Below are 24,555 nucleotides of genomic sequence, written 5' to 3'. Positions count from 1 at the left end.
GATGTTACTATACGGAGCCAGCGGCCATGCGAAAGTGATAGCCAGTTGTTTGCAAGCGTCTCAAATCGCCGTGGACGCTATTTTTGACGATGACCCGGACAAAAAGATGCTCCTGGCGATCCCCGTAGTGGGCGGCTATCGCGCCGAGTATAAATCCGGCGAACCCTTGCTTATCGCTATCGGGGATAATCGAATTCGGTGCCGTCTGGCGGAGCAGATTCGCCATCCGTATGGAACCGCCGTGCATCCGTCGGCCCTGCTTGATTCGAGCGCACAACTCGGTGCAGGCACTGTCATCCTGCACGGTGCTATTGTTCAGGCCGACACCCGCATCGGAAGCCACGCCATTGTCAATACCGGCGCATCCGTCGATCATGATTGTACGGTGGCCGATTTTGTGCACGTTGCTCCGGGGGCCGTTGTATGCGGTGGCATCCGGATCGGTCCCGGAACACTCATTGGAGCCGGGGCCATTGTTTGTCCGAACCTGACCATTGGGCAATGGGCGATTATTGGAGCCGGGGCCGTTGTGACGCGCCCGGTTCCGGAGTATGCTGTGGTGGCCGGTAATCCGGCCCGAATTATAAAAATGAACCAACCGCTATGACACCAGAGATTTACCTTTCCTCTCCGCACCTAGGCGAACGGGAGCTTCAGTATGTTCAGGAAGCGTTTTCTTCCAACTGGATTGCCCCGCTTGGCCCGCACGTCGACGGCTTTGAGCAGGACCTGTGCGCAACAACGGGGGCGAGTTACGCGGCCGCTTTGTCGTCTGGAACGGCGGCTTTACACCTGGCGCTGGTGCTGCTGGGCGTTAGCTCGGGCGATGAGGTGATGTGCCAGTCGTTTACGTTTGCGGCCAGTGCCAATCCGATTCTTTATCAGGGGGCTACCCCGATTTTCATCGACAGCGAAACCACGACCTGGAACATATGCCCGGATACGCTGGAAACGGCTCTGAAAGACCGTATTGCCCGGGGAAAACGCCCGAAAGCCGTTATTGTCGTTCACCTCTACGGAATGCCGGCCCGGATGGCGGAAATTCTGGACATCTGCCAGCGATACGAAATACCGTTGATCGAGGATGCTGCCGAAGCACTGGGTTCAGCTTATCAGGGAAAACCGTGCGGAACTTTGGGCAAACTGGCCGTCCTGTCCTTCAATGGCAATAAAATTATAACAACATCGGGCGGGGGCGCCTTGTTGTCAAACGACGAAGCCCTGATTAAAAAGGCCCGCTTTCTGGCGACGCAGGCTCGCGACCCGGCTCCGCACTATGAGCATTCGGTGGTCGGCTATAATTACCGGATGAGTAATGTCTGCGCAGCAATCGGGCGGGGGCAACTCGCGGTTCTGGAGACGCGCGTGGCGCAGCGACGGGCCAATTTTGAGCGTTATGTAAAGCGACTCAAGCCGTTGCCAGGTGTGGATTTCCAGCCGGAACCCGACGGCTTTTTTTCGAATCGCTGGCTAAGCTGCATCACGGTCGATCCGGAGTTGTCCGATGGCGTAACCCGCGAAGACATTCGGCTGGCCCTGGCCGAACAGCGGATTGAAGCACGGCCCTTATGGAAACCTATGCACCAGCAGCCGGTTTTTGCCCGCGCACCGTTTTACGGGTCCAGCGTGTCGGAGAGGCTTTTCGAAAACGGGCTCTGCATACCGTCGGGCTCCAACCTGACAACCGGGCAGCTTAACAAAATAATGGCCTGTATCGAGGAAACCTTTTCCCTGCCGCAGGACCAGCGTTTGCCGTCTCAAACCGCCTGAATACCGGCTAAAAAAGCAGACTCTATGCCGCGTCAACGGGTTTTACACATCAGCACCATACACCCCACCTACGATCCCCGGATTGTTTATAAATATTTTCCCACGCTGACCGGAACGTATGAGGTGTATTGTGCCCTGCCCCGGCCCGATGCTGAGGTGGCTCCGGCGGTGTGTTTTATCAGGCTGCCCTATTTCCGGCGGGTTCTATGGCGGTTTTTCATTACGGGGCCTGTTGTTCTCTGGAAAACCCTGCGGCTGCGTCCGGCCCTGATTCACGTATACTCGTCGGAGTTTCTGCCGTTTGCTTACGTATACCGGCTGTTGGGAGCCGCCGTTATTTACGAAGTGCAGGAAAATCTGTACAAGAAGATTCACCTCAAAAAGCAGAACCGGGGCTGGCTGCTGCAATGGGCGTTTCGGTTTTTCGACCGGCTGGCGTGGCGGCATTTTTCAGTGATTTTCACCGAACACGGTTACCTCACCACCTATACCCAACTGGCCAGACCGTATGCCGTTATTTATAATTACCCGGTTCTGCCCTTTATGGAAACCTTCCGACGGCCTTACCGGAAGCCGACCGACCCGATTGAATTTTTTTACATTGGTTTACTGAGTTTCGAGCGGGCCATCGAAACGTTGCTGGAAGGCTTGGCGCTGCTGAAAACCGACTATCCGGATTTCAAGGTACACCTGTTCGGGCGGTGTATGTGTACCCAGACGGAACTGGAGAGCATCCCGGCTTACCACAACCTGCGCGAAAACCTGATTTTTTACGGGTATACGGATCAGGCGAAAGCACTGGCGTACGCTGCAAAATCGGTCTGCGGGCTGGCCCTGCTGAAACCCGTTGGCGATTATCCGGAGTCTTACACCACGAAAATGTTTGAATACATGGCGCTCGGACTTCCCGTTATTACGGCTAATTTTCAACTATACCGCGATGTGGTGGAAAAACACCAGTGCGGTTTCTGCATTGATCCGACCGACCCACGGGTATTTGCCGACCGGATGCGGTATTTAATTGAACACCCGCAGGAAGCAGCGGAAATGGGACGGCGTGGACGACGAGCGACGGAACTGGATTACAACTGGCAGACGGAGGGGAAAAAGTTGTTGAATCTGTACCGGAAGGTGCTTCCCCGGTAAAAAAACAAAGCCGCAAACGGGTTGCGTTTGCGGCTTTAGGCACCAATAGACAAATTTTATTTACAAGGCCGACTGGCTTTTGACGCTTTTACCAATAGTCAGCAATTCTTCCGGCGATTGGTAACCCAGCACTGTCTTCACCACTTTTCCGTCGCCATCAATGAACAACAAGGTTGGGTAGCCTTCCAGCGGGTATTGCAGCGCCAGCTCCGGCCCTTCGCCTTTTTCCATGTCGATTTTCACGTTAATGAACTCCTTGTTGAAAAAGTCACCGACTTCTTTCTGGGTAAAGACGTTTTTCTGCAACAGCTTACAAGGGCCGCACCAACTGGTGTAGGCGTCCAGAAACACAAGTTTTTTCTCCGCTTTGGCTTTGGCTAACTGCGTTTTCCAGGTGGCATCCGAAAACTGAATACCCGGTTCGGTGCCGGTAGCGGTGGCGCTGACCTCGGGCACGGTATTTTCTTCTTCGCTCACGGCCTCGGTATTGTCCGCCGTGGTTTCAGTAGTGGCCGACTGATCGTCCGTTGATTTACTTTGGGAGTTGCAGGCGTTGAAAACCAGGGCAAACACCAGCAGCAGGGAGAGCAAACTTGTATTCTTCATAACTCTTAAATCGGTTCGTTCTGATAACAGGATAACGATGGAGGGGTTCTGTTTTGTTTCCTGGACTGGATTTTTCCGCCAAAGAACATACAATTTTAAGCAAAAAAATGGATTTGTAAACCCTGGTTCCGGCTTCAATTTCAGGATGTAATAGTACTCTTATCAATTCTTTACGAACTTTGCGGCCGGAGAACGGTTTTAAAACCGTCTTTCTGCATCACTATGGAAGTAAAACAAGCCGAGTTTGTCATGAGCAATTCCGACCCGTCCCGCTGCCCAAAGCCGGACCGGCCGGAGTATGCCTTCATTGGCCGCTCCAACGTCGGAAAGTCGTCGCTTATTAATATGCTGACGATCAAGCATAAACTAGCCAAGACCTCGCAGACACCCGGGAAAACGCAGTTGATTAACCATTTCCTGATCAACAATGATTGGTATCTGGTCGATTTGCCGGGCTACGGTTTTGCGAAAGCACCGCAGCGCGAACGCGAAAAGTGGGAGCGAATGATTGATAGCTACCTCAAAAACCGCTCGAACCTAATCTGCACGTTTGTACTGGTCGATAGCCGCATTGACCCGCAGCGCATCGACCTGGAGTTTATGGAAAAAATGGGCGAACGCGGATTGCCGTTTGCCATTATTTTTACAAAAACCGAAAAAAGTAATACAAACGCCGTTCAGCAGGCCGTAAAGCGGTATGAGCAAACCATGCGAAAAACCTGGGCCGAACTGCCGCCCATGTTTCTTTCTTCAGCGGTGAGCGGGCGGGGAAGAGAAGAAATTCTGGGGTATATCGACCAGCTGAATAAAGAGTTTCACGAGCAGGTCAACCCAAAAAAATAATTGATTGGTAGGCGGTTTTAATCGTAGTAAAACCGTCTGATCAGTACGATTGGCAGGGGATTCAACGTATCTTTGCCCTTCAGTTTTTAGAAATAGTGGCAATAACCAAATCAAATTGACCGTTACCCATTAAACAAGGCAGCATGGAAGCGCTGAAAGAAATTGCGAATATTGCCGGAAAAGGCGGCTTATACCGGATTGTAAAACCCAGCCGAACGGGTGTGATTGTGGAATCGCTCGACGAAAAGAAAGAAAAGTCGATGATTGGGCCCACCGCGCGCGTATCGGTATTGAAAGACATTTCAATTTATACGGATGACGATGAACAATCGAAGCCGCTGGGGGACGTGTTCATGGCCATTTATGAGAAATACAATGATGATTTGCCGATTGTAGCTAAGGCGGCTTCAAACGCCGAGCTGGCGGATTTCATGGCTGAAGTAGTGCCGGAATACGACCGCGACCGGGTGCATATGTCGGATGTAAAGAAAATGATCGGCTGGTATAACATTCTGCGGAAAAACCTGCCGGAAGCGTTTGAGAAAAAGGCCGAAGAAACAGCCGAAGCCGACGCAACATCAAACGAAACGTCCTCTGAAACTGCTGAAACGCAGGAAGAGAAAGCGTAGATTTTCCATTTTTCAGTAATTTAAAAAGCAGGAACTGGCCCTTGGCTTTCCTGCTTTTTTTAATTTTTGGGATGGGAGACAAAAGACAGGAGAGGTAAGACAAACGATACCAGAAGTCTTTTTTCTCTTGTCTTACCTCTTTTGTCTTTATAAAAACCGCTTCATGTTTTCCTCCGAAAACCCGGCGCTGGAGGTCATGCCCTTGCCGCCGATGCCCGTGACGATGTGAACGTTGTCGAGGTCGGCTTCGAAAATTTCCTGGGTGGTCTGGGCGTAAAATCCGGCCCAGGTTCGCTGGATACGGTCGACGGGAAAATCAACAATTCGGCGGGCTTCCTGAAGAATTAACTGATTGACGTAATCGTTCGTATCAAAGCCCAGATCATCGGTTTGCGTGGCCGTAGCGTATTCGTGCGAATCACCGATGATGATTGAACCGTCGAGTGCCTGCTTGAACAGGACGTGGATGCCCCATTTTTTCAACTCGGCCAGATGGTCCGGTGTTTGGAGGTTGGCGTACGACGGACATTCTTCAAACGATTCGTACCGCCGGATGGTCAAACCCGTCAGGATATTGCCGGGCAGCCTTATTTCCGGCATCGGAACCGTCTGCATCATCTGGAGTTTACTCACCACCAGACCACTCTGGGTGAATAAGTCGGGAAACAGGAGCCGGAATTCGCTGCCATTGCAGATCAGCACCTTACCCGCCTGAAACCGTTCGCCGTTTGCCAGTTGTACCGTAGCACCGTCTGCCGTTGAAGCACAACCGACAACCGCAGCGTTGTTTCGGTACGTGACATTTGGGAATTTCGTTGTTAGGTAACCGATGAGCCGGTAAATCATCTGATCGGGTTCTACGCTGATTTCTTCCGGAAAAACCAGTGCGCCCTGCACGTAATCTGGCCGTAAAACCGGATAAGTTGCCAGTGTCTGGGCCTTCGACCACAGTTCACACGGATAACCGTCGGCCCGCCGTCGGTCGTACAGTTCGTTTGCCAGCGCCCATTCATCGGCGTCCGAGGCTACATACACCGAGCCGTTTTGCCGAACGGTAATGTCATATTCCTGCTGAATTTCCCGGTATAATTCCAGGCTGCGCCGTCCGTACTGGTACCAGCGCCCGCCCAGACCAGACGGCACAACCTGACCAAAATTGCGGACGGTGGCGCTGACGGGCCGGTTGTCTTTTTCCAGTAGCAGTACTTTTTTTCCGGCGCGGGCTGCGTGCAGCGCATGAAACGTTCCCAGAATGCCCGAGCCAATGATAATAAAATCGAAAGAAGCCAAAAGAAGAAACGATTATGATTAAAGATTGGGCTGGTTGGTAAGCGCCTGAGCCGACGACATGGATAGCGTAGCCGGTAACTGGGCGAGCGATGCGAGCAGGTAATCGTGCGGATGCGGTTCCAGTTGGCTGGGGCTGTGGGTGCCGTTTACAACGCCCAGATTCAAGCCAACCCCGGCGGCCTGTCCCGACAGCAGGTCGGAAGGCGTGTCGCCGATGTTGACAACCCGTTTTGGATCGGAAATGTTGAGTAACTGCATGGCCTTTTGAATCATGAACGGATGCGGACGGCCCTGTTCGACCTCGTCGCTGGCAATGGATGCCTGAATCACGGTTTGGTCGTTGCCGATGTAATTTTCGTCCAGACCTTCAAGCCAGCCTAATTTCTCCAGAATAATGTCGGTCACTTTGCGGTAAAAACCGGTCGTTAAGGCGATTTTGATGCCGTTGTTGCGCAGAAATTCAAACGTTTCCAGGCATCCTTCGGTCGGTCGGATGGGTTGGGTGCGGTAATGGTTTTCCAGAATTTCGGTAAAGAGCTGGTAGGAGTGATCCACCTTTGCTTTTAGTTCATCCGGCGTGGTCGTACCCAGTTGCTCACTCCAGAGCGTTTCGAAAACAAAGCGTTTGGAAAGTCCCTGCATCGCCAGAATCCGCTCGTCGCTGACAATCAGATCGGTTTGTGAAGCGGCCTGGGCAAAACAGCGTTCTACTTCGTGCTGGTCCTGGACGGTCGTGCCAGCCATATCGAATACCACCAGTTGGAATGAGTTCATGGGTTAGAAATAAGGAGATGATCAAACGCCAAACTTACAAAAGCCCCGTTTATAAACTGTTATTGGCGTATTAAATTCCGGTAATCCTTGGGCTAATTCCAGCTTCTTTGTAGATTTCATTTTCCGGGATAAGTCCTTCTGTTGTTCCCATTTTCGTACAATCTTTTACGCATTTGTTACCACTATGGCGTACCGCTGTGCTGTTCGTAACGTAACCTACCGCTTCGACGACCTCAAGACTCTGCTGGCGAAAGCTACTCCGTTGCGTTCGGGTGATCAACTCGCGGGCGTAGCGGCCCGGACCGCCGAGGAACGGGTGGCGGCTCAGATGGCGCTGGCCGACCTGCCACTGACGACCTTTCTGACCGAAGCCGTTATTCCCTACGAAATCGACGAGATTACCCGGTTAATTCTGGATACGCACGATGCCGATGCGTTTGCCTCCATTCGTCACCTGACGGTTGGTGATCTGCGGAATTACCTGCTGTCGGATGAGGTCGACGCCCGAATGCTGACAAACCTGCAAGCGGGTCTGACGCCGGAGATGGTGGCCGCCGTGAGCAAGCTGATGCGAAATCAGGATTTGATTACCGTGGCCGCTAAGTGCGAAGTAGTGACGCGGTTTCGGAATACGATTGGCCTGAAAGGACGATTTTCGACCCGGCTGCAACCCAACCACCCGACCGACGATTTTCGGGGTGTGGCCGCCAGCATTGTCGATGGACTGTTTTACGGCAGTGGCGATGCGGTGATCGGTATTAATCCGGCTACTGACCACGTCCGGACGGTCATGCGGCTGGTCGATATGATGGATCAGATTCGGCAGCGGTTCGATATTCCCACGCAAACCTGCGTTTTGAGCCATATTACCACCACGCTCCAGGCCATTGAGCAGGGCGCACCGGTCGATCTGGTGTTTCAGTCCATTGGCGGGACCGAAGCCGTCAATACGTCGTTCGGGGTCAATCTGGCCCTGTTGCGGGAAGGTTTGGAAGCCGGTCGGTCGCTAAACCGGGGTACCGTTGGTCAGAATGTGATGTATTTCGAAACGGGGCAGGGGAGCGCCCTGTCGGCCAACGCCCACCACGGGGTTGATCAGCAAACCTGCGAGGTGCGGGCCTATGCCGTGGCCCGGCTTTTTGAACCGCTATTGGTCAATACCGTGGTGGGTTTCATCGGTCCGGAATACCTCTATAATGGCAAACAAATCATTCGCGCCGGGCTGGAAGATCATTGCTGCGGCAAACTGCTGGGGCTGCCGATGGGCGTTGATATTTGCTACACGAACCACGCCGAGGCCGATCAGGACGATATGGACACGCTACTGACACTGCTCGGTACGGCGGGTGTCAACTTTATTATGGGCATTCCCGGCGCCGACGATGTGATGCTGCATTACCAGAGTACGTCGTTCCACGATGCGCTGTACGTGCGGAATTTGTGCCGTCTGCGTCCCGCCCCGGAGTTTGAAGACTGGCTGCTCCGCATGGACCTGATCAACACTGAAGGCCGATTGTTACCGGTCAAAAATACCCACCGTTTATTACAAGCCGCCGGACTATGAACTCACTTCCCGACCAGCCCGATCCGTGGGCTTTCCTGCAAAGTCACACCTCCGCCCGCATTGCCCGCGGCCGCACCGGTCACAGCCTGCCCACCCGCGCCCTGCTGGATTTTCAGCTTGACCACGCCCGCGCCCGTGATGCCGTTTATTCGGAACTGGAGCGGGATCAACTGGTGCGTCAACTCAAAACCGTTCAGGAACCGGTTTTGCAGCTTCATAGCCGTGCTGCCGACCGCCAGCAGTATCTGCAACGTCCGGATTTGGGCCGAAAACTGGATGAGCAAAGCCGTGTCAAGTTGTCTGTTTCGGGCCGTTTTGACCTTTGCCTTGTTTTATCCGACGGGCTATCGGCAACGGCCATCAACCGTCACGCGCTGCCGGTGGTAACCCGACTGGTGGAGGAAGTTCGGAAACAGGGCTGGTCGCTGGCGCCTTTGTGTGTCGTGGAACAGGGCCGCGTGGCCGTTGGAGACGAAATTGCGTACGCGCTGAAGGCTGAAACGGTGGTCGTTCTGATTGGCGAGCGGCCTGGCCTGACCTCTCCTGACAGCCTGGGTGCTTACCTGACGTTCCGCCCGGAGCCGGGCCTGACCGATGAATCCCGCAATTGTATTTCCAACATTCGGCCCGAAGGCTTGCCGTACGAAGCTGCCGTGCAGAAACTCCTGTATTTACTGACGGAAATGAAAACCCGCAAGCTGTCGGGTGTCCAGCTAAAAGATGAATTTGACGATAACCTGCTGACGCACTAGCGGAGCGGTTGCAGGGTGGCTTTCAGGCGGGTGGTCAGAAAAACTTTTTTGCCGGAAATTCGCTCCAGCATGGGTTTGAGGATTTTGTCGGCATTCTGACGGGTTTGTTCCAGAATACCGCTGTTAAGAGCTGCCCGGCGGATTTGAGTTTCGGCCCGGCGGTAGGCTTCGCTGACCAGTTGGGCTTCTTCAAAAAAGGTGTATTCTGTGTTGAAAACGCGCGAGTTCCGGTGATCGATTTTATACGAACAGAGTTCCGGGTCGGGTAAGTGAACAATGAGGCTATCGCCCTGCGTAGTAATGTCCTCACTCGTGATTTTGGTCAGGTCCAGACAACCAACGGCTTCGCCCTCCACAATCAGGACGGCTTTCGGGTTGGGCAGCCACTCCCGGATCAGCTGATGTTCAACAATGTCTTTGAAACGGTATTTGACCAGTTCGAGCTTGCCCAACTCTGTTACTTCCTGCAAGACAACCGTTTGAACCGACGCTTCCTTTTTGGTCAAACCGCTGAAAACCGACCAGCCGCGTAGCTGTTCCCACAACACGACCAGGCCAACAACCAGCAAAAGAACAAGAAAGAAGCGGAGCAATGAGTTGATAAAACGGGTCATAAGCAGAGCGGCTATACTATAAACGAAAAATCCCAAACCAATTGCTTAGTTTGGGATCCCGGCAACTAATTCATCATAGGTTAGTGAAAGCTTTGGGAAGCATCGGTTGGTTGTTTTTCCAAATCGAACAAATCCGTCAACACATCGATCAGTGTGTCGGCTTCGCCCCGTTTGCAGGCAGCTTTCAGTTGCAAAACGGGTGCTTTCATTATTTTCTGCATGATGCTGCGCGTAATTTTCTCCACTTTCTCGGACTCTTCGGCAGTCATGTGTTTCAGATGGCGGGCAATTTCTTCTTTCCGAATCTGCTCCAGCGCATTTTTGAATTTGTTGATGGTCGGTGACACGATCATCTCGCGCGACCAGTCGTTAAAATCAGCAATCGACTGATCAATGATGGCTTCTACCTGTGGGATGGAAGCCATCCGGCGGCTCAGGGCTTCGTCGGCCCGGGTCCGGATCTGGTCGATGTTATACAGCAGTGCGCCCGGAACCTGTTCAACGTTGACGTCGATGCTCCGGGGAACGGATAAGTCAAAGAAATATTTAAACGTCAGGGAGTTCAAACCGGATAGCAATTCGGCGGTGATCAACGGTTTTTCCACCAGCACCGACGAAATAATCACATCCGCTTTCGCAATTTCCTGCGTCAGATCGGCAAAGTCGGCAACCCGGAAACCGTGTTTCTCTGCCAGTGCATCGGCTTTGGAGCGGGTGCGGTTGCAAAGGGTAATCCGGTTTAATTTGCGTGCGGCCAGGTTCTCGCAGATGTCCGCGCCAATTTCGCCCAGACCCACCACCAGAATTGACGGGGCCGCCGAGCCCTGTTCGGCCAGGTGCGGACAACCATTGTTGCCAACCAGTTCTTCAATTAATTCAACGGCGGCATACGAAACCGAAGCGGCTCCATCGCGGAAACTGGTTTCCTGCGCAACCCGTTTGTTGGTGAAGAAAATCGTGTGCATCAACCGGTGCAGAAAGGCCCCGGCCATGTCAAGGTCTGCCGACCACTGGTAAGCGTGTTTGACCTGATTCGGAATCTGCATATCGCCCACAACCTGGGAGTGCAGACCCGTACAAACTTCAAAAAGATGGCGAACAGCAGTAGCCTGGGTATCAAAAAAATGAAAATAAGGCAGGTATTCGTCGGAGGAGGTAATCCCTTTTTCAGCCAGCAGCAGGCGGGCAATTTCCTGATTCAGATTCTGACTGGAGGTATAATAAATCTCCGTACGGTTACAGGTGGAGAGAACCAGCGCTTCTGTAGCGCCGAAAAACTCCCGGAGTTTGATCAGAAACTGCTTGGACTCATCTTCGTTTAATGCAATTAGCTCTCTAACGGCCAGCGGGGCGGTTTTATAGGATAAACTAATTGATTTAAAGATCTCGTGCATTGCTACTATTCAAATAATGCCCAAAATTACAATACAATTCTTTCACTGAAAACACTATTGGAGCAGTTTCAGTTTACTCGACACTTATTTAGAACCTCTATAAACTACTGTAAAGTTCTCCCCTTTATATCCTATTTACAAGTTTATTCCGGTGAGATGGGAAATAAAGACATTGAATTGCCAAAATTCTGCGTTATGACGTAAATTCATGCTAAGTTACTACTCGAGAAGTCCGAATAGGATGACGTTGGTCAGTCGGCAACCTGATCATTTTCAGCAGATACGCAGAAAGCCGTAGTCGGGTTGCTTCAAAACGAGATTTATGTTAAAGTCACTGGAAATATACGGTCAGCGAAACACCCTTAAGATTGTTCTTGCCCTAAATTTACTACTGGTTGGTACGGCTTCGCTGCTTTACACCAACAGCCTGATTGCAAAGCTGGAAGAGCGGGAGGAAAATGACGTAAAATTATATGCCAGAGCCTTGGTCAATGTCTACGATGAGAACGCCGATGAAGACCTGACGTTTATTACGAACGAAATCATGTTCGTCAATCAGAAAAACCAGGTTCCGACGATTTATGTGGATGAGAACCACAAGATTCCTAAAATTCCGATTCACAACTACACCTTCCCGCCGGGTACATCCGACGAAGAAATACTCGGCATCCTGGAGGAGGAGTTGGCCGATATGAAAGAAGAACATCAACCCATTGTGGTTGAAGTGGACGGCAAAATAAACGGCTATATTTATTATCATAACTCGCTGTTACTTACCCAACTCCGGTTTTTTCCGTATGTCCTGCTGGCCGTGATGGTAACACTCGGTTTTCTGGCTTATCTGGCGTTTAGTTCGGCCCGCCGGGCGGAGCAAAACCGTGTCTGGGTGGGTTTGGCGAAAGAAACGGCGCACCAGCTGGGTACACCCCTGTCGTCGCTGATGGCCTGGGTGGAGTATCTGCGGAGCGATCCGTCCGTTGATCACTCTGTTGCGGATGAAATCGAAAAGGATGTCAAGCGGCTGGAGACGATTGCTACCCGGTTTTCAAGCATTGGCTCCGTGCCGACGTTGAAAAGTGAAAACATTTACGAAACGGTCAGTCAGTTTATAGCCTACCTTGAAAAGCGGATTTCAACGAAAGTAAAAATACACGTCGAGAATTTTCTGGTTGACGGCAAAGAGGTTAAAATCAACAAACTGCTGTTTGAGTGGGTGGTGGAAAACATTTGCAAAAATGCCGTCGATGCTATGGGCGGAATCGGAAAGCTGACCATTCGGCTCATGCCGTTGCCCCGCAATGAAATAGCTATCGATATCACCGACACCGGTAAAGGCATCAACAAGGCAAACCTGCAAAAGGTGTTTACGCCGGGCTACAGCACCAAGAAACGGGGTTGGGGATTGGGGCTTACACTGGCCAAGCGAATTATTGAAGAGTACCACGAAGGCCGGCTGTTTGTGAAAAGCTCCGAGGTTGGCAAGGGAACCACCTTCCGGATTCTGCTGAAAGAAAACGTGATGAGCGAAGGGCCGGTGGTGAAAGGCGAGAAAACCGTACGCAGTGCCTCCTGATCCCGGAAGCACTGCGCATCGGATATTAAAAACTCAATGGAATCGAGATTGTATCGGTTTCTACAACGTTGCTGACATTCATACCGCGGTCGCGAATGCGGATGGCAAACTTAACCGGCGTCATTTTGGCATTCCGCGAACGCAGAAAGCTTTGGGAAAAATCCAGCGTACCTTCCAGCGGACTGCCCTTATCGTCAGGTTTTAGACGCGGGAAAAACAGCTTATTTAAAACCGGCAAATCGACATACTCAAATCGTCCATTGACAAACTGATAGACTTTCAGTTCGTAGTTGCCCCATTCGGCGTATTTTATGGTGTCATTCCGGGCCTCCGGGTCTTCGCCCAGGTCGCCATCGCCATCCTGAAACTTTACTGTAATGACGACCGAGTCTTTGGGAATCTGCGAAAAATCGTCAAAAGCCGGGTAAGACGTAACCGATGGAGAACTGATGGAGGGCACATTACTGAAATCAGGCGGTTCGAGACACCCCACGAGCAGGGCCGCAATCCCGAAAAAAAACAGGCCGTGCCGAATAATTCGCGTAGACATTGTGTTAATAGACTATTGTTACCAGTTAGTGTTTACTCGGCTTACACACGCGTTGCAAGCTAATTTCTTTCATTACGTTGTCACCATCAAGCATTCGTCAGGACCTCCGCAACCAGATTGTCCGTTTACAACCGGCTGACCGGTCGGCATTTAACGCCACTGCGCTGGCCGTTTTCCGGTATCAGGCCCGGTTCAACCCGATTTATAGCCGCTACCTGGAATACCTTAAGGTTCAACCTGAAAAGATACAACGGATTGAGCAGATTCCGTTTCTGCCGATCGCTTTTTTCAAACATCACCCCATTCTGACCCGGTCGGAGACCCCGTTGGAAACCGGCCTGCTACCGTCGGTCGATAATTGGCTGACATTTGCCAGTAGCGGTACGACCGGAACCGTCACCAGCCGTCATTACGTGGCCGATCCGGCTTTGTATGATACTGTTAGTCAGCAGTTATTCGAGCACGTATACGGCCCGCTCGACCGCTTCCATATTCTGGCTTTACTACCGTCATACCTTGAACGAAATAACTCGTCGCTGGTGTATATGGTTCAGCGGTTTATTGAAAAAACCGGCTCCCCGGTTTCGGGTTTTTTTCTGCATAATACCGCCGACTTAACCGCAACGCTTCAGCAACTGGCCGAACAACGGGAACCGGAGCGTAAAGTTCTGCTCATTGGCGTTACGTTTGCGCTACTCGACTGGGCCGAGTCCGACACGGATTTCTTGTTTCTGCAAAAACTTCCCCAATTGATTGTGATGGAAACGGGCGGTATGAAAGGCCGTCGGCAGGAACTGCTCCGCGAAGAAGTCCACGAGGTGCTCATCCGGCGGCTGGGTGTTTCGGGCATTCACTCGGAATACGGGATGACGGAACTGCTCTCGCAGGCTTACTCCGTCGGTGGGGGCGTTTTCCGGATGTCGTCAACGCTACGCATTCTGCTTCGGGACGTGAATGATCCATTTTCGATTTATCCGGCACCCGATGAGCAGTCGTCAGGCAAACAAACCGTCCGGCTAACGGGGGGCATTAACGTCATCGATCTGGCCAACCTCGACTCCTGTAGTTTTATTGAAACGCAGGACCTGGGCCAGTATGAGAAAGAAATACCCGATGCGTTTCGTGTCATCGGGCGTTTCGATAATTCGGATATTCGAGGTTGTAATCTGATGGTACTTTAAGCGTACATTTCTACATCATAGCGCGTAATTTTATCACCACACAGAATCACCAGTCGTTCCACTACATTCCGGAGTTCGCGGACATTACCGGTCCAGGGCAGCGATTGCAGGTAGTCCATGGCATCCTTCGTGATTTCTTTGGGCGGTGCGCCGTATTCGTTGGCGATATCGTGCAGAAATTTTTCAGCCAGCAACGGTATGTCTTCGGGTCGTTCGGCCAGCGGAGGAACGTGGATGCGGATAACGCTCAACCGGTGAAATAAATCTTCACGGAAGTTTCCTTCCTGGATTTCCCGGCGAAGATCTTTATTGGTTGCGGCAATAACCCGGACGTTGATTTTAATCTCCTTGTCACCACCCACGCGGGTAATTTTGCTTTCCTGTAGCGCCCGCAGTACTTTGGCCTGCGCCGTCAGGCTCATATCACCGATTTCGTCCAGAAAAAGCGTGCCGCCGTCGGCCTGTTCAAACTTTCCGGCGCGTCGGCTGGTGGCGCCTGTAAATGCTCCTTTTTCGTGACCAAATAACTCACTTTCAATAAGTTCGCTCGGGATCGCTGCGCAGTTTACTTCAACCAGCGGCATGGAGGTCCGGTTGCCTTTTTCGTGGATTTGCTTGGCCACCATTTCTTTCCCGGCTCCGTTGGCACCCGTAATCAGTACGCGGGCTTCGGTGGGGGCTACGCGTTCAATGGTTTCTTTAACCCGGCGTATGGGTTCGGATTCGCCCACGATTTCATTGAGTTTATAAATCTTCCGCTTAAGTGTTTTGGTTTCCACAACCAGCTTCGATTTCTCAATGGCATTCCGTACAGTTACCAGCAGGCGATTCAGATCCGGGGGTTTAATGATGAAGTCAAAGGCTCCTCGTTTGGTGGCTTCTACAGCGTTTTCTACGTTTCCGTAGGCAGAAATCATGATGAATTGAGTCCCTTTCCCGATTTCGGCTGCTTTCAGAAGCAGTTCAAGACCATCCATCTTGGGCATTTTAATGTCACATAGTGCTACGTCATAGTTGTTCTGTTTAATAAGCTCCAACCCTTCCTCACCATCTTTGGCTTCGTCCACTTCGTAGCCCTCATACTCAAGAATATCGCGGAGCGCATCCCGGATGCTTTTTTCGTCGTCAATAATGACTAACCTAGCCATAAATCAAGATTTCTTTAAAAATAACCCGGTCGATTGTCCGGAAAATGACACGTACGAATCTGAATTTTAATGGAAAATAATAGAAACAGATGGCAATAAGCAAGCATACCTCTATTTTTTTAGTCCGTATGAAAGAAATACAGTCCTAAAGGGTTTTTGTTCTAAAACTAAGTAATTAAGTAAGACAAATAAACAGACATTTCTTGTATGATAATTTAATCTTTTAAAATTATTTACTCGTTAAACTGAAATCAGGTGGCAGAAAATATCTAAAAAAAGCCTTGTAATATCCTAAAAATTGCTACAAATTACAGTAATAGCTAATGGGTATCTGTTACGCTATACGTGCCTCCTTACCATCTTTATTTTTAAAACTCCATCTCTCTATGCGTTATTCTACCTTCCTACGCAGTCTGCTAACCTTATGGCTCGGAGCCTTATGGGTAGCAGGTGCTCAGGCGCAAGACCGGCGGGTCACCGGAACCATCCTCTCCGGGAAAGATCAACAGCCTATCGCCGGGGTATCTGTTGTCATTAAGAATACAACCCTGGGAACATCCTCCGACGCTGACGGTAAATTTAGTCTCAGCGCACCAGCCAATGCGGTACTGGTATTCAGTTCCATCGGTTTCCTGGGGCGGGAAGTCCCCATTGGCAATCAAACCGTTCTGACCGTTACGCTCGAAGAGGGCTCCCAGAATCTGAATGAGGTGGTTGTAACGGCCCTCGGTATTAAAAAAGAAGCCAAACGCCTGGGGTACGCTACCGCCAATGTAAGCTCCGAGCAAATTACCACTAACCGCACGGTGAACTTCATGAACGCCCTACAGGGCAAAGTGGCGGGGGTAAATATCTCCAGCCTGGGAACGGGCGCAGCCGGAACGAGTAAAATCCGGATTCGGGGCCAGTCGTCGTTTTCCGGTCAGAACAACCCGCTGATTGTTGTCAACGGCGTACCCATTGACAACACCAACTTTGGGCAGAACAACGGGAACACGGGCAGCGACGGTTCGGTCGGTAGCCGCGATCGGAACTATTCCGACGGCGGTGACGGGCTTTCGTCCATCAACCCGGACGACATCGAGGGCATGACTGTGCTGAAAGGCGGAACGGCTGCGGCTCTTTACGGGTCGCGGGCCAAAGACGGTGTGATCATGATCACCACCAAAACCAGAGGCAGCGGACAGGGCATCGGCGTTGTCTACAATACCAACTTTACTACCGACCAGCCGCTGGACTTTACGGATTATCAGTATGAGTACGGGCAGGGTGAATACGGTGTTCGGCCAACGGCTCCCAATCCGACTTCGGGCGTATGGAGTTTTGGGGAGAAATTCAACGGGCAGACGCAGGTGCTGTTCGGCGGAATAACCGTGCCGTATGAACCCATCCGAGGCCGCATCCGGAAGTTTTACCGTACCGGTTCGACCTGGACCAACTCGGTTTCGGTTTCGTCCGGCAGCGATCGGGGCGGCTTCAACCTATCCGTCTCCAATACCGACAACAAAGGCATTACGCCAAACAATACGTTCAATCGGAAAACCATCAACCTTGGTTTTAGCTACAATCTGTCGCCGAAATTAACGGTAACGGGAACGCTCAACTATTCCAACGAGTATAACAAAAACCCGCCCCAGATTGCGCAGCAGGACAACAGTACGCCGACGGTTATCTACACTATGGCGAATTCCATGCCGTTCGATGTGCTGGAAGCGAACCAGATCAACCCAACCACCGGCAACGAATACATCTGGACACGGTTTCAGAACCGGACCAATCCGTATTTTGTCCTGAGTCAGAAATTTGAAAATATCCGGCGCGACCGGCTCTTTGGCAACCTGACCGCCCGGTACAATTTCACTGACTGGCTGTATCTTCAGGGGCGGGTTGGTCAGGATTTCTGGTCGCGGGATCAGGACTATAACTTCCCGACGGGCCAGGCTTCGCTGGCAGCCGCCCCCGCCGGTTTTGTAAATGGGGCCTATGTGCAGGAAGCCCGGCGGTTCCGCGAACTCAACGCCGACTTCCTGATCGGCCTGAACCGGACATTCGGCAAGTTTGGGATCGATGTTACCGCCGGGGGCAACCAGTTATACCGCCGGAGCGATGTGAACAGTGTGCTGGTGACGGACTTCATTGTACGCGACCTTTATATTCCGCAAAATGGCCGCGTAAAAGATCCGACGTATGGTTTGAGCGAACGGAAAGTGAACTCGCTGTACGGGGCCGCCGAATTTTCATACAACGATTTCCTCTACCTGAACGTAACGGCGCGTAACGACTGGTTTTCGACGCTGGCACCGGGCAATCGCAGCATTCTGTATCCGTCGCTCACGGGAAGTTTCGTGTTCTCGCAGGCTTTCAACAACCTGCCGGGCTGGCTGAATTTCGGCAAAATCCGGGCGGCTTATGCCGAAGTGGGAAGCGATGGCGACGTAGCCCCGTATTCCAACAACCTGTTTTACAGTGTAGCGGCTAACCTGTTCCCGAATCCGTCGGGTCTGGGGCAGCCCGTTGGGAACATCACTTCCGGAACCGTTCCGAGTGCAACCCTGAAACCCAGCCGGACCGCCGAAGCCGAAGTGGGGCTGGAACTGAAGCTGTTCAATAACCGGGTGGGCGTTGATCTGGCTTATTACAACAAGATCACCAGCGACCAGATTGTGGCGGCTCAGTCGTCCGACGCTTCCGGGTATACAAACACGCTGATCAACAGTGGTAAAAGCCGGAACCGGGGCGTTGAAGTCCTGCTGACGGGATCGCCGGTTCGCACCAAGGGTTTTTCCTGGGATATTACGCTGAACGGTTCCTATAACGAAACCAAACTGCTCCGGCTGCTGACCGATACACCGGGCGAACAGATTGTTGTCGGGAACGGTATTTATGTCGGCGAGTTGCGCCACGTGGTCGGAATGCCGTTGGCGCAGCTCTATACATTTGGCTATCAACGCGATGCGCAGGGGCGGATTGTGCACGGCGGGGATGGGCTTGCGGTTCGAACCCCGACGGCGATTTCCTTTGGTTCGGCCTTGCCTAAATACGTTGGCGGTATTACCAACTCGTTTACGTACCGGGGAATCAACCTGTCGTTCCTGATTGATTTCAAACTGGGTGGTAAAATGATTTCGGGCACCAACCTTAATGCGTACCGGCACGGTTTGCACAAAGAGACGCTGGTGGGCCGGGGAGAAGCCGACAACAAGATGGTGGGCGTGGGCGTCAACGAACGGGGAGAAGCCAATACCGTCCGGGCCTTCGTGCAGGATTATTACTCCGTGGGCCGGTCGAAAAGCCTGGGTGAGCAGGTGGTCTACGACGCCGGTTTCTGGAAACTCCGTCAGATTTCGCTTGGCTACGATTTCACGAAAATGCTCCCCAGCAAACTGTTTATCAAAGGCATTCGCCTGAGCGCCGTGGCCAACAACGTCGCCATCCTGAAAAAATGGGTACCCAACATTGATCCCGAGCAATTTGGTTTCAGCTCCGACAACCTGGTCGGGCTTGAATCAACGGGCCTGCCCACCACCCGCAGCATCGGCTTCAACCTTAACGTTCGCTTCTAATCATGAAAAAGAAACTGATTTATATACCGTTAGTAGCCCTGTTGCTTGGTGTCAGCGGGTGTGAGAAGGGATTCGATGAATTAAATATTAACCCCACCGCAGCCACGTCGATCAATCCGCTGTTCACGTTTAACAATGCGATGATCAACAGCACCTTTCCGGGTCAGACTCTGATTTTTGAAACCGCCATTGTCCAACAGGTTTTTTCGCCCAATTCCGGAATTATTGCCGGTGGTAATTACAACGTCGATAACCGAGGGCCCACGGGCGCTAATACGGGCATCTGGCAACGGTATTACCGGGATGTCGTGCGCTATTTGGTGGATGTTATGGCTAAAACCAAAGACGATGTCAACCGGTCCAACCTGTACAACATGGCCCGCATCTGGAAAGCCTATGCGTCGATGGTTCTGACGGATAGCTATGGCGATATTCCGTATTCGCAGGCGGGTCTGGGCTTTTTGCAGGCTAATGTGACGCCCAAGTACGACACGCAGGAGAGTATTTACAATGATATTCTGAAAGAGTTGACGGAAGCAACGGCCGCTCTGGATGCCAGCAAGCCTACGGAAGCCGGGGAGATCATGTACGGTGGAAACATTGAAAAGTGGAAAAAGCTGGGTAACTCGTTGTTGTTGAGGGCCGGGATGCGGCTGGTCAAGGTAAATCCGACGCTGGCGCAGTCGACCGCTGCCAAGGCGTTTGCGGGCGGGGTCATGACGGCTAACGCCGACAATGCCCTGATTCGCAACAACCCCAACTACCAGAACCCCGTTGGCGGAACGCTCAACTCAACAGAAGCCGCCAATTTCTACCTCACCCGCACGTTTGTGGATTATCTGCGTGCCAACGAAGACCCCCGGCTGGCTTCCATTGCGGTGCGGTATGTTGGGGCCAAGAGTGGGGCCGAACAAACGGCGGCCAAGGCCAACCGCGATCCGTCGGTGCAGATCGGGATGCCGCTCGGCTTCGATAACGGGACGATTCCAGCGCAGGCTACAGCGGATAAACTGGCGAGTTTCTACGATTATTCGCAGGTGGATCGCACCCGGCTGGCCCGACTCGACGCACCGACGTTCCTGGTCACGACGGCTCAAACGCAGCTTCTCCTGGCCGAAGCCGCTCAACGGGGCTGGATTACCGGCAGCGCGGCAGATTTCTATGCAGCAGGCATCACGGCCCACATGCAGCAACTGGGCGACGCCGACGCTAATTCGGCGGTTCCGGCGGCTGCCATTACGAGTTACCTTCAGAAACATCCGTACGTGGCCGCAAACGGTCTGGAGCAGATCAACACGCAGTATTGGGTAGCATCGTTCCTGAACGGCCCGGAAGCCTTTGCCAACTTCCGGCGGAGTGATTACCCGAAACTGGCACCCAATCCGTATCCGGGCAAGGAGATCAAGGGCCAATTTATCAACCGCATCTCGTATCCGGACTCGGAGCTATCGGTAAATGCGGCTAACCTGAGTGAAGCCACCTCCCGGCAGGGGCCTGATAACCTCGATACCCGCGTCTGGTGGGATAAATAGTCCATAACAGAAAAGGGCGCTCCGGGCGCCCTTTTCTGTTATAAAACTTCTTCTTATTTCTTATACATCACTGCATCAACGGCTTCCAGCGTACGCTTCACGTTGGGCAGAATCACCTCAATCAGTGTTGGTGCATACGGCAGCGGCAGGTCCAGGCTGTTTACCCGAATAACCGGCGCGTCGAGGTAATCAAATGCCCGGCGCTGGATGGTATACGCCAGTTCGGATGAGATAGCGGCCAGCGGCCAGGCTTCTTCCACCACCACGCAGCGGTTGGTTTTCTTAACGGAATTGATGACGGTATCGTAATCGATTGGCCGGACTGAACGCAGGTCAATCACTTCGGCCGAAACGCCGTTTTTCGCCAGTTCTTCGGCGGCTTGCAGGGCCACTTTCATGAATTTGCCGAACGACACTATCGTTACGTCGTTGCCTTCGCGTTTGATGTCGGCTTTGCCAATCGGAATCAGGTATTCTTCTTCCGGAACCTGACCTTTATCGCCGTACATCAGTTCCGATTCCATAAAAATAACCGGATCGTCGTCGCGGATGGCCGATTTCAGCAGACCTTTGGCGTCGTACGGGTTCGACGGCACCACCACTTTCAGGCCGGATGTATTGGCGTACCAGTTTTCGAAGTTTTGCGAGTGTTGCGACGAGAGCATCCCGGCATTTCCGGTCGGTCCGCGGAACACAATGGGGTTGGAGTACTGCCCGCCCGACATCGACATGATTTTGGCCGAGCCGTTGATGATCTGGTCAATGGCAACCAGCGAGAAGTTAAACGTCATGAACTCGATAATAGGCCGCAAACCGTTCATGGCTGCACCGGCACCAATACCGGCAAAGCCCAATTCGGCAATGGGCGTATCGATGACCCGCTGAGGACCAAACTCGTCGAGCATACCCTGGCTGACTTTATACGCTCCGTTGTATTCGGCCACTTCTTCGCCCATCAGAAAGACCCTCTCATCCCGGCGCATTTCTTCGGACATCGCTTCACGGAGGGCTTCGCGGAATTGTATTTCTCTCATCGTATGTGAGTTAGTTATCGTCTGCTAGTAAAAAACGGTCAAAAATAGCGAAAACGGGCTAAAAGAACAATTCGGATTTGCGGCCGATATCGAACCCGCTGATGACCGTCGTTCAGGCTGCCAATCAGGGTGACGAATTTCATAAAGTTACAAACTCCTTTTCGATCAGAAGTCTCCGTTCCGAACCTTTCAATTATCTTTGTCCCATAATCCTCTGCTCAACTCTTTCGACTCCGCTCTACGCTGCGAAACAACTTTATAACTATTTCGCGGAGTTAAGCAGAGAACAGCCGGGTTCAGCCGAGAAAATCTTGTTTTTACATGTCGAAGACCATTCAATCAGCACTTATTTCGGTTTATTACAAAGACGGTCTGGAGCCGCTGGTCCGGCTGTTGCACCAAAACGGCGTTCTGTTGTATTCAACGGGCGGAACCCAGACGTTTATCGAACAACTGGGCATTCCGGTAACGGCCGTGGAAGACATCACCGGCTATCCGTCCATATTTGGCGGACGCGTTAAAACCCTGCATCCCGTGGTGTTTGGCGGCATTCTTTACCGCCGGAACCTGGCCGAAGACGTTGCCCAGGCCAGCCGTCACGATATCAACCCGATTGATCTGGTGGTCGTTGATTTATATCCTTTTGAAGAAACCGTTGCGTCGGGCGCTTCGGATGAAGACATTATCGAAAAAATCGATATTGGCGGTATTTCACTTATTCGGGCTGCGGCCAAGAATTACGAAGATGTGCTGATCGTGTCGTCGCGGAACCAGTATGCCGATGTGGTAAACCTGCTGACGGAGAAGCAGGGTGCCACCGATCTGGAAGACCGTCGCCGGTTTGCCAAAGAAGCGTTCGCCATGTCGTCGGGCTATGACCGCGCCATTCATAATTATTTTGCCGGATCAACCACGGATAGCAGCGATTTCCGCCAGCTTCCGGCCCAGTCGCTGCGCTACGGCGAAAACCCGCACCAGCAGGCTACGTTCTACGGCGATCTGAACGCCCTGTTCGACCAGCTAAACGGTAAAGAGTTGTCGTACAATAACCTGGTGGATGTGGATGCCTGCGTCAGCCTGATCGACGAGTTTACGGACACGACGTTTGCCATCATTAAACATACCAACGCCTGCGGGGTTGCCACGGCTCCGACGGCCCGGGAAGCGTACCTGAACGCGCTGGCCTGCGATCCGGTTTCGGCGTTTGGCGGGGTGATTATTACCAACGCGAAAGTTGATCTGGAAACGGCCGAAGAACTGAATAAACTCTTCATGGAGATCCTGATTGCGCCGGATTTCGACCCGGAAGCACTCACCCTGCTGAGTTCGAAGAAAAACCGTATCCTGTTGAAACGCAAACCGGTCGAATTCAGCCCGAAGATGTTCAAGACGCTGCTGAACGGTGTGCTGGAACAGGATAAAGATAACCAGACCGAAACCGCCGGCCAGTTTAAGGTGGTGACGGAAAAAGCCCCTTCCGACAGTGAACAACGAGCGCTGGAATTTGCGCTGAAAATCTGTAAGCACACCAAATCGAACACCATTGTGCTGGCCAACGATGGCGGTCCGTCGCACGGCCAGTTGCTGGCGAGTGGCGTCGGGCAGACCAGCCGGGTCGATGCGCTGAAACAGGCGATTGAAAAAGCCCGGACGTTCGGGTTCGATCTGAAAGGCGCGGTGATGGCGTCTGATGCGTTTTTTCCCTTCTCCGACTGCGTTGAGATTGCGGCAGAAGCCGGTATTACGGCGGTGGTGCAGCCCGGCGGTTCCATCCGTGATAAGGACAGCATTGACGCCTGCAACCAGCGTGGCATGGCTATGGTGACCACGGGCGTCCGCCATTTCAAGCATTAATGTATGGTCTACACGATTTGGTGCGGTTTCTGGTTTCTGGCGCTGTTTCTGGTGCTGTTTCCGTTTATGTTTCTTTTTCTGCAACGGGAAGAATGGAAACCGTACGCGCATAAACTTAATTACGTTTGGGGGCGGTTGTTCTTCTGGATTATCGGTATGCCGGTTCAGGTTGAATACCGGTACCGGCCCGACCCCCGGCAGACGTACGTTTTTTGCGCCAACCACTTCTCGTACCTCGACATTGCCGTGATGGGCGTCATCATCCGGAATTACTACGCGTTTGTCGGCAAAAGTGCCATCAAGCGCGCTCCGTTGTTCGGGTATATGTTTGCCAAACTGCACATTCAGGTCGACCGGAGCCATGCCAACAGCCGGGCCTACTCGCTGTCAAAGGGCATTCGGACGTTGAAAAGCGGACGGAGCATCATGATTTTTCCGGAAGGAGGAATCAGGGCTAAACATCCGCCCAAAATGTTCCATCCGTTTAAGGACGGGGCTTTTACGATGGCCGTTCAGCAGCAGGTACCGATTGTGCCGATTTCGCTTCTGAATAACCACGAGATTTTTCCGGATAAGAAAAAACTACGGATGTACTGGCGCCCCATTCGGGCGGTGGTGCATCCACCCATCGAAACCAGGGGCTTGACGCAGGCCGATATTGAGCGGTTAAAAGAGGAAACGTACCGGGTAATCGATGAGTCGTTGATGAATCAGTCGGCCCGGGTAGCGGTGAATTAA

General features: G+C 52.3%; 21 protein-coding genes. 13 read left to right on the top strand and 8 right to left on the bottom strand.

Going from position 1 to position 24,555, the window contains the following annotated elements:
• Window position 1 precedes the first annotated feature (1 nt).
• The 3 genes from LX87_RS12325 to LX87_RS12315 are packed head-to-tail and all read left to right on the top strand — an operon-like array spanning window position 2 to window position 2,916.
• On the top strand, window positions 2–607 hold the full coding sequence (locus LX87_RS12325; protein ID WP_111628549.1) for an acetyltransferase: 606 nt from the start codon (window positions 2–4) through the stop codon (window positions 605–607).
• Entirely contained in the window at window positions 604–1,770 is a 1,167-nt protein-coding gene (locus LX87_RS12320; protein WP_111628548.1) for a DegT/DnrJ/EryC1/StrS family aminotransferase, read from the top strand. Before LX87_RS12325 ends, LX87_RS12320 begins: the two co-directional genes overlap by 4 nt.
• A gap of 24 nt (window positions 1,771–1,794) precedes the next feature.
• Entirely contained in the window at window positions 1,795–2,916 is a 1,122-nt protein-coding gene (locus LX87_RS12315) for a glycosyltransferase (protein ID WP_111628547.1), read from the top strand.
• A gap of 60 nt (window positions 2,917–2,976) precedes the next feature.
• On the opposite strand, the gene LX87_RS12310 is transcribed toward LX87_RS12315, so the two are convergent.
• Entirely contained in the window at window positions 2,977–3,522 is a 546-nt protein-coding gene (locus tag LX87_RS12310; RefSeq protein ID WP_111628546.1) for a thioredoxin family protein, read from the bottom strand.
• Window positions 3,523–3,744: 222 nt separating this feature from the next.
• Between LX87_RS12310 and yihA the strand changes: the two genes are divergently transcribed.
• The gene (gene yihA / locus LX87_RS12305) at window positions 3,745–4,365 is read left to right on the top strand and encodes a ribosome biogenesis GTP-binding protein YihA/YsxC (RefSeq protein ID WP_111628545.1); all 621 of its coding nucleotides are present in this window, start codon (window positions 3,745–3,747) and stop codon (window positions 4,363–4,365) included.
• A 143-nt stretch (window positions 4,366–4,508) separates the two neighbouring features.
• On the top strand, window positions 4,509–4,994 hold the full coding sequence (locus LX87_RS12300; protein ID WP_111628544.1) for a DUF5606 family protein: 486 nt from the start codon (window positions 4,509–4,511) through the stop codon (window positions 4,992–4,994).
• Window positions 4,995–5,141: 147 nt separating this feature from the next.
• On the opposite strand, the gene LX87_RS12295 is transcribed toward LX87_RS12300, so the two are convergent.
• A complete protein-coding gene (locus tag LX87_RS12295; protein ID WP_111628543.1) occupies window positions 5,142–6,284 on the bottom strand; it encodes a TIGR03364 family FAD-dependent oxidoreductase in 1,143 nt (380 codons plus the stop codon).
• An 18-nt stretch (window positions 6,285–6,302) separates the two neighbouring features.
• Window positions 6,303–7,058, bottom strand: a complete 756-nt coding sequence (locus tag LX87_RS12290) for an HAD family hydrolase (RefSeq protein ID WP_111628542.1) — start codon at window positions 7,056–7,058, stop codon at window positions 6,303–6,305.
• Between the two features lie 184 nt (window positions 7,059–7,242).
• On the opposite strand from LX87_RS12290, the gene LX87_RS12285 reads away from it, so the two are divergent.
• Complete coding sequence (locus tag LX87_RS12285; RefSeq protein ID WP_111628541.1) at window positions 7,243–8,622, top strand: ethanolamine ammonia-lyase subunit EutB; 1,380 nt, start codon at window positions 7,243–7,245, stop codon at window positions 8,620–8,622.
• Window positions 8,619–9,374: an ethanolamine ammonia-lyase subunit EutC gene (gene eutC, locus LX87_RS12280; protein WP_111628540.1), complete on the top strand. Its 756-nt coding sequence runs from the start codon at window positions 8,619–8,621 to the stop codon at window positions 9,372–9,374. Before LX87_RS12285 ends, eutC begins: the two co-directional genes overlap by 4 nt.
• Here eutC and LX87_RS12275 read toward each other — a convergent pair.
• Entirely contained in the window at window positions 9,371–9,988 is a 618-nt protein-coding gene (locus tag LX87_RS12275) for a DUF4230 domain-containing protein (protein WP_111628539.1), read from the bottom strand. The genes eutC and LX87_RS12275 overlap by 4 nt on opposite strands.
• Before the next feature lie 80 nt (window positions 9,989–10,068).
• Entirely contained in the window at window positions 10,069–11,382 is a 1,314-nt protein-coding gene (gene hemA / locus LX87_RS12270) for a glutamyl-tRNA reductase (protein WP_111628538.1), read from the bottom strand.
• A gap of 322 nt (window positions 11,383–11,704) precedes the next feature.
• On the opposite strand from hemA, the gene LX87_RS12265 reads away from it, so the two are divergent.
• Entirely contained in the window at window positions 11,705–12,955 is a 1,251-nt protein-coding gene (locus LX87_RS12265) for an ATP-binding protein (protein ID WP_111628537.1), read from the top strand.
• Between the two features lie 25 nt (window positions 12,956–12,980).
• On the opposite strand, the gene LX87_RS12260 is transcribed toward LX87_RS12265, so the two are convergent.
• Window positions 12,981–13,505, bottom strand: coding sequence for a hypothetical protein (locus tag LX87_RS12260; RefSeq protein WP_111628536.1), 525 nt, complete (start codon window positions 13,503–13,505; stop codon window positions 12,981–12,983).
• 71 nt (window positions 13,506–13,576) lie between these two features.
• On the opposite strand from LX87_RS12260, the gene LX87_RS12255 reads away from it, so the two are divergent.
• Entirely contained in the window at window positions 13,577–14,686 is a 1,110-nt protein-coding gene (locus LX87_RS12255) for a LuxE/PaaK family acyltransferase (RefSeq protein WP_374755131.1), read from the top strand.
• Here LX87_RS12255 and LX87_RS12250 read toward each other — a convergent pair.
• Complete coding sequence (locus LX87_RS12250) at window positions 14,683–15,834, bottom strand: sigma-54-dependent transcriptional regulator (protein WP_111628534.1); 1,152 nt, start codon at window positions 15,832–15,834, stop codon at window positions 14,683–14,685. The genes LX87_RS12255 and LX87_RS12250 overlap by 4 nt on opposite strands.
• A gap of 386 nt (window positions 15,835–16,220) precedes the next feature.
• Here LX87_RS12250 and LX87_RS12245 point away from each other — a divergent pair, with 386 nt between their 5' ends.
• Window positions 16,221–19,397 (top strand): SusC/RagA family TonB-linked outer membrane protein, encoded by a 3,177-nt coding sequence (locus tag LX87_RS12245; RefSeq protein WP_111628533.1) that lies wholly within the window; start codon window positions 16,221–16,223, stop codon window positions 19,395–19,397.
• A gap of 2 nt (window positions 19,398–19,399) precedes the next feature.
• The gene (locus LX87_RS12240) at window positions 19,400–20,929 is read left to right on the top strand and encodes a SusD/RagB family nutrient-binding outer membrane lipoprotein (RefSeq protein WP_111628532.1); all 1,530 of its coding nucleotides are present in this window, start codon (window positions 19,400–19,402) and stop codon (window positions 20,927–20,929) included.
• A gap of 53 nt (window positions 20,930–20,982) precedes the next feature.
• Here LX87_RS12240 and LX87_RS12235 read toward each other — a convergent pair whose 3' ends face one another.
• Window positions 20,983–21,981, bottom strand: a complete 999-nt coding sequence (locus LX87_RS12235; RefSeq protein WP_310587915.1) for a pyruvate dehydrogenase complex E1 component subunit beta — start codon at window positions 21,979–21,981, stop codon at window positions 20,983–20,985.
• 303 nt (window positions 21,982–22,284) lie between these two features.
• On the opposite strand from LX87_RS12235, the gene purH reads away from it, so the two are divergent.
• Together purH and LX87_RS12225 are read left to right on the top strand one after the other, a co-directional pair.
• On the top strand, window positions 22,285–23,817 hold the full coding sequence (purH, locus tag LX87_RS12230) for a bifunctional phosphoribosylaminoimidazolecarboxamide formyltransferase/IMP cyclohydrolase (RefSeq protein ID WP_111628530.1): 1,533 nt from the start codon (window positions 22,285–22,287) through the stop codon (window positions 23,815–23,817).
• 3 nt (window positions 23,818–23,820) lie between these two features.
• A complete protein-coding gene (locus tag LX87_RS12225) occupies window positions 23,821–24,555 on the top strand; it encodes a lysophospholipid acyltransferase family protein (protein ID WP_111628529.1) in 735 nt (244 codons plus the stop codon).

Origin of the sequence: Larkinella arboricola (genome assembly GCF_003259745.1) — a bacterium.
GTDB lineage: Bacteria > Bacteroidota > Bacteroidia > Cytophagales > Spirosomataceae > Larkinella > Larkinella arboricola.
The sequence above is the reverse complement of the archived record's forward strand: the minus strand, read 5'-3'. Positions and strand labels throughout refer to the sequence as shown.